Genomic DNA, 1,620 nt, shown 5'->3' with positions numbered 1-1,620 from the left:
ATGCTCAGCAGTGTTCAGCGTAAATGTATCAGACAAAGGCATTCCGAAGCTATGATGAACAGGGATGGCTCTGAGTTTCTACCTACATCTTTAACTGGGTCTGTTTTCAGGCTGTGCTGACTGCTTCTTCTGCCGGTTCTGCGGTTGATGCCATTGCTCCTTTTGCTCCCCAAGTCTGGAGCTGGCGCGGACATGCCATTCGCTATGTGGTGCAGGGATCCGGATCCCCGCTGGTCTTGGTGCATGGATTTGGGGCTTCCATCGGCCATTGGCGGCACAACATCCCCGTGATAGCTGGGGCAGGATACCGGGTCTATGCCCTGGATTTGCTGGGGTTTGGCGGCTCGGCCAAGCCTGCCCTCCCCTACACCTTGGATCTGTGGGCGGAGTTGCTGGTGGATTTTTGGCAGCAGCACATTCAGCAGCCTGCTGTGTTTATCGGCAATTCCATTGGTGCCTTGCTCAGCTTGATGATGGCTGCCCGGCATCCCCAGTTAACGGCAGGAGCAGTGTTGCTCAACTGCGCCGGGGGGTTGAACCATCGCTCCCATGAGCTCAACCCGATTTTCCGCCTTTTCATGAGTGTTTTCACCGCTCTGGCGGCTTCTCCGGTGACGGGGCCGTTTTTGTTCGATCGGGTGCGGCAGCGGCAGCGTATTCGCGCAACTCTGGAGCAGGTGTACCGCAACCCCGCCGCCATTACGGATGAGCTGGTGGAGATTCTCTATGCCCCTTCCTGTGATGTGGGCGCTCAGCAGGTGTTTGCCTCGATTCTCACCGCTCCCCCTGGCCCAACTCCTGAAGCCCTATTGCCTCAGGTGCGCTGCCCGCTGTTGGTGCTCTGGGGAGAAGGGGATCCCTGGACGCCCATTCAACGGGGTCGCGGCTTTCAAAACCATGTGCAAGGGATCGACTACCAGTTCTTGCCCATTCCCAATACAGGCCATTGCCCCCACGACGAGCGCCCAGAGGTGGTCAACCCTCTGATTTTGAGCTGGCTGCCCAGAGCCTTTGCGGCAGTCTAGCCTTTTTTAGAGGTTCCTTTGCTGGAGAGGCCCAACCAGCTCCGCATCTTGGCCACCCAAACTTGAAGGGGCGAGGGCTGGGGGCGGATCGCCACCTGGATCGGCTCGTCCTGAAAGTCCTTGTCCTTGAGGCGAAACCCAAACTCCAGCTCGTCTTTCACTTTGCCAAGACGGGGGAACAGCCTGACGGCTGCTTTTTTGAGTTCTTCCTCATTTTGGAAAATGGCTTGGTGAATGGCGCTGGAACGTCCCACTGCCAGGGATCCCACCGGCAGCCAAGGATTGGGCTGGCCAGGCGCGGGCTGGCGACGGCGGGCAAAGATGTTGAACTCCGGCATCCCCTTGGCTTTCAGCTCGTCGTACCGTTGGGCGGCTTCCTTACGCTTGGCAGTGTTGGAGCTGGCCGGTTTTTTCTCAGGCTTGGATTTGCGAAAACCCTTAGACTGACTCATACTTGGGCTGACGAGAGGGGGGATTTTTGCAGCTTAGCGCAGATTGGATCCCCTTCTCTGCTGGGGATCCCTTGTCCTCATTGTCCGTAGCCGGCGTGCTATACTTGTTGAGCTTCGGCGGGCGGTTAAAGGGGCCTGTCAGT

The 1,620-nt window shown here is 57.9% G+C and carries 2 protein-coding genes; one reads left to right on the top strand and one right to left on the bottom strand.

Features of this window, described 5'->3' with window-relative positions; translation table 11 throughout:
- Window positions 1-113: 113 nt before the first annotated feature.
- On the top strand, window positions 114-1,025 hold the full coding sequence (locus NW856_RS10265) for an alpha/beta fold hydrolase (RefSeq protein WP_414400130.1): 912 nt from the start codon (window positions 114-116) through the stop codon (window positions 1,023-1,025).
- On the opposite strand, the gene NW856_RS10260 is transcribed toward NW856_RS10265, so the two are convergent.
- The gene (locus NW856_RS10260) at window positions 1,022-1,477 is read right to left on the bottom strand and encodes an HHL1-like protein (RefSeq protein ID WP_414400128.1); all 456 of its coding nucleotides are present in this window, start codon (window positions 1,475-1,477) and stop codon (window positions 1,022-1,024) included. The two genes, NW856_RS10265 and NW856_RS10260, sit on opposite strands and share 4 nt — an antisense overlap.
- Window positions 1,478-1,620 lie beyond the last annotated feature (143 nt).

It is taken from the genome of Synechococcus sp. R3-13, assembly GCF_047462195.1.
Lineage (GTDB): Bacteria > Cyanobacteriota > Cyanobacteriia > Thermostichales > Thermostichaceae > Thermostichus.
The sequence above is the reverse complement of the archived record's forward strand: the minus strand, read 5'-3'. Positions and strand labels throughout refer to the sequence as shown.